The 4093-nt window shown below is 33.1% G+C and carries 4 protein-coding genes; all 4 read left to right on the plus strand.

The annotated features are described in order from the left end of the window. Positions 1 to 104 precede the first annotated feature (104 nt). The 4 genes from QOL74_RS18225 to QOL74_RS18240 all read left to right on the plus strand — a co-directional run bounded on the left by QOL74_RS18225 (position 105) and on the right by QOL74_RS18240 (position 3923). Entirely contained in the window at positions 105 to 650 is a 546-nt protein-coding gene (locus QOL74_RS18225) for a hypothetical protein (RefSeq protein ID WP_283410935.1), read from the plus strand. Between the two features lie 2 nt (positions 651 to 652). Continuing rightward, the gene (locus tag QOL74_RS18230) at positions 653 to 2374 is read left to right on the plus strand and encodes a ThiF family adenylyltransferase (RefSeq protein WP_283410936.1); all 1722 of its coding nucleotides are present in this window, start codon (positions 653 to 655) and stop codon (positions 2372 to 2374) included. Continuing rightward, positions 2374 to 2859 carry a Mov34/MPN/PAD-1 family protein gene (locus QOL74_RS18235; RefSeq protein ID WP_283410937.1) on the plus strand — a complete coding sequence of 162 codons (486 nt, stop codon included), beginning with the start codon at positions 2374 to 2376 and terminating at the stop codon, positions 2857 to 2859. The genes QOL74_RS18230 and QOL74_RS18235 overlap by 1 nt, the downstream gene beginning before the upstream one ends. Positions 2860 to 3005: 146 nt before the next feature. Beyond that, positions 3006 to 3923, plus strand: a complete 918-nt coding sequence (locus QOL74_RS18240) for an SAVED domain-containing protein (RefSeq protein ID WP_283410938.1) — start codon at positions 3006 to 3008, stop codon at positions 3921 to 3923. Positions 3924 to 4093 lie beyond the last annotated feature (170 nt).

The following is a 4093-nucleotide window of genomic DNA, read 5'->3' on the forward strand; positions in this document are numbered from 1 at the left end:
GTTCACCTGTCTGGTGAAGTGATGAATAACGAAAACAGGTTGTTATTCCAATGGTTTGACTGTGATGCAGGTATGGTTGCGTCACGGATTAAGGAGAAAGAATAATGAATAAGTATGAAGATAAAGAAATCAGGGGACAATACAGAAGGATAATTAGATATTTAAAACGATGGAAGGATATTAATTTTTCAGCTGTAGGCAACTCCAAGCCTCCAGGTATTGGGTTGACAATGCTTGCCTATGAAAAATTCAAACCTCAAAAGTATGATTCACTTGAAATGAAATATAAATTTGATGACATGCAAGCACTGAAATGTTTACTTAGAGATGTTATTCTCATGTTTATTCCGACTGAGTACTCAATGGAAGAAAATGAACTGCATTATAAGATAGAATGCCACTTGCCTGTAAAACCTTATACTGATGTATTTTGTAAAATGTCTTCCAAATCAATGACGAAAATGAAAAAGAAACTTGAAAAAATGCTTATAACACTTGAAGAAGTTGAAAAAGAAGTAGACGTAATTGAGCAGTGCAAGTTGCTTAATAAACTTTTTGGAGCTGACTTTCATATTCCCAGCGTAGAGGAAGAATCTAAAACTCAAATGAGTTTTGTTCCTCCAAGCAGTATATCTGGAGGGAAGGTTTAGTAATGCTCAAGATTATTGAGAATATTTTCAGCGAATTAGATGAAATTAATTGCGTGGATGGAATACATGAAAAGTGTGATTACGCAAAAAAATCTTATCTTTATCTTGCCGAATTTTCTATGAATATAAATGGAAATTCCGTAGACTTGGTGTTAGGTGTGCCTAAGAATTGGACAGTTCACTTATTTGACGTATATATCAAGTTGTATAAGAATATTAAGCTTATTCCACACATGAGCGAGCATGGTAAATTATGTTTGTACGAAACTGAGGGAATTCTCATAGATTCCAATTTTACAGAATTACTTAAAGATACAATTCATCGAACAAATCAATTATTAATTGCGGGATTGGAGAGTGCGAATACAAACGATTTTGTTGAAGAGTTTGAAAATTATTGGCTGCTACTGCCTGATTCGGTTTACATCAGGTCTTTGGTATTATTAGGACAAGATGTTAAAAAGATTAAGTGTATTAATCGCGAGAATAGTTCCCGTAATAACACAAATAAAATACGTGATATCATATGTGCTGATAGCGAGTTAGAAATTAAACTATATAGCACAAATGATTCCATTTATAACGGATTATATATTCCAGTGACAACTAAAGATTTCGTATACCCACCTGACTGGAGATTGAACTTGAATATTGAATTTATTAATGGACTACTCAATCTTGCTAATGTAGACTATCAACGAGTAGCTAAGGTGCTAAAGAAAAATAGGATACTCCTAATATTTAATGTATTCCAACCTTCTATGGATAATTCTATATTCGGCGTGTTTATTTGGGGACATGAATTCGATGATAAACTAAAGCAAATAAGCTTCTTATCAAATTCAAATCATGGTATCAACCCGGGATCTATAAGTAGATGCGATAAAGCGTATTTAGTAAACCGTGGGGGGGGTGCATTCAGTGGTATAGTTTATGAAAAAGTGTTGATTATTGGCTGTGGTTCCATAGGAGGTTATTTCATTTCTGAACTAATAAAGGCGGGTTTTAACAATATCACTATTGTTGATGATGATAAATTAGAAGAAGCAAATATTTTCAGACATATATTAGGAATGGAGCACGTTGATATGTATAAGGTGGTTGCTCTGCATAATTATTTGACGAAAAACTACCCATATTTAAAAATATTTCCTTATCCAAATAAGATTGAGGAATTAATCGAAGATGGCTCATTGGACTTAAAAGACTATGATTTAATAATCTCTGCTGTTGGGAATCACAACGTGAACAGAATGTTAAATAGATACGTGTTTCGCCATAGCATTAAATCACCTACTTTATACTTATGGAATGAAGTTTTAGGAATCGGAAGTCATGCAGCTCTTATACAACATGGATTCGATGGCTGCTATGACTGTTTTTTTGAGTATGATGAAAGTGGTATATATGATAGGACTACCTTTGCTGAAAAAGGACAACACTATACAAGAAGATTAACTGGATGCGGTAGCACATTCATGCCGTTTAGTTCTCTTGATTCAATAAGAACAACAATTTTGGGCATGGACGCGATTAAAACTCTCAACAATGAGGGATTTGCAGAAAGCATCTTAATATCAAAAAAAGGAGATGCATCATATTTTGAAACATGCGGTTACAGAACGTCTTCAAGATATGAAAATTCCAAAACGTTGGAAATTGTAGTTCCAGCATCTGAGTTTAAGAAAGATAAGTGCATTGTATGCGGGAGTGGTATAATTTGATGGACATTACAACAAACACAGATAAAGTGGCAATAAAAATTACTCATAATGTAATTGAAAGAATAATTAAGTACGTACGATTAAGTAACCAAGATTGTGAAGCAGGCGGAATATTGATTGGTAGAGAAAGCGTTAATGAGGATTACATTATCATAGAATATGCGACTGAACCATATCCTTCAGACATAAGAAAAAAATTTAAGTTTATAAGAAAAGATAAAAATCATGTACTATCTTACAAACGATACTATGAAAAGTACAATGGCATTTATGCTTATATCGGAGAATGGCATACACATCCTGAAAGCATTCCCCATTACTCCCAACTTGATTTGTCTAATTGGAATAGAATATCATGTTTGAATAAAGAAGAAGACAAAAGTTATTTTCATTTGATTATTGGGACGAAATCAATGAGATTATGGGAACATCACCATAAATTTGAGGTGCCTAAATTGTGGTTGGATAAGGTGATGATAACTTGACTATTATGAATGATAAAAAACAGCATATCAACATGAATTTTATTAAGTATAGATATTTGTTCACATTAATAATGATGAGCACTTTAATATTGACAGATGATTATTTTCATATGCTCGAGAGTCTCGAGTTTAGGTCAGACAAGTTGATGGAAATTCATAAAATTGTGTTAGATCTAAAAAATTATGCTCCATCCCCGTTAGTATGGGGTATCTTGATAGTTTCGATTATAGTATTAGTAACAAAATTTTATTATTTTCAAGATTCCGGTGCTAAAAAAGTAAAACTAATACTCTTAGCACATAGCACTTTCGTTCAGACACAATACAAAATGAGTTCGGAAGTATTGAATAAGTTTTCTGTTGAGTACTTTGATTTAGACCTACATACTTATATAAGCTGTTTACCATCATATCAAGATATGAGTCCAATAATCAAAAAGCAAGATTTGATGATTGACAGCTTTATGAAAGAGATTAATAACGATGACATTTTTGGATATGTTGGAATAGCACATACACCTCTCATTTTTAGAGCGGGGTACAGAATTGGTGATGAAACAAACATGATGTTATTTCATAAAAATCGCAATGAATACGCATACAAAGGGTTAAATCATAACGACAGTTTTCCAAAGTTGTTAGTTGAACGTGAATTGATTGATGATACCGCAACAGAAATGTTAGTTTCTGTGGCTACTACTTTTAGTATAAATGATAAAGACTTAGAAGTTTTTCAACTTGACAATAAAAGCATTATAAAATTATGGACAGATGCATTTGGTTTTGATGTTATTCAAAGCCAGAACCAAGTAGATGAATATGTATCAATAATAATGAAGAAATTACGCCACATTACTGAGAATAGAACAATAGAGAAAGTTCACTTGGTGTTAGCAACATCAGTATCAATGACATTTGCATTAGGAAGATCTGTGAGTAAAAATTATGACCCCGAAATAATCGTTTATCATTATGATGCAACCACTTCGAGTAAATATCCATGGGGAATCTCAATTTTTAAAAATTCTTCCGATTCATTAGTCATAAATGAAAAATTATTATAGTAAACATATTGGACTTGATTAGTCGGTACATGCGGTATTGCGATAGCATGACAATGCAGGTTTACCATGTCCCATTTGTCGCTGCTAACGCTGGCTGTCCAGAACCAGACGGACTAAATTGACCGAAAACTGCCGGACTTTGTGACCAGAAAACCCAAAAGCGCCTTTTA

The sequence above is a fragment of the Anoxynatronum buryatiense genome, assembly GCF_900182905.1.
In the GTDB taxonomy this organism is placed as follows: domain Bacteria; phylum Bacillota; class Clostridia; order Peptostreptococcales; family Tindalliaceae; genus Anoxynatronum; species Anoxynatronum buryatiense.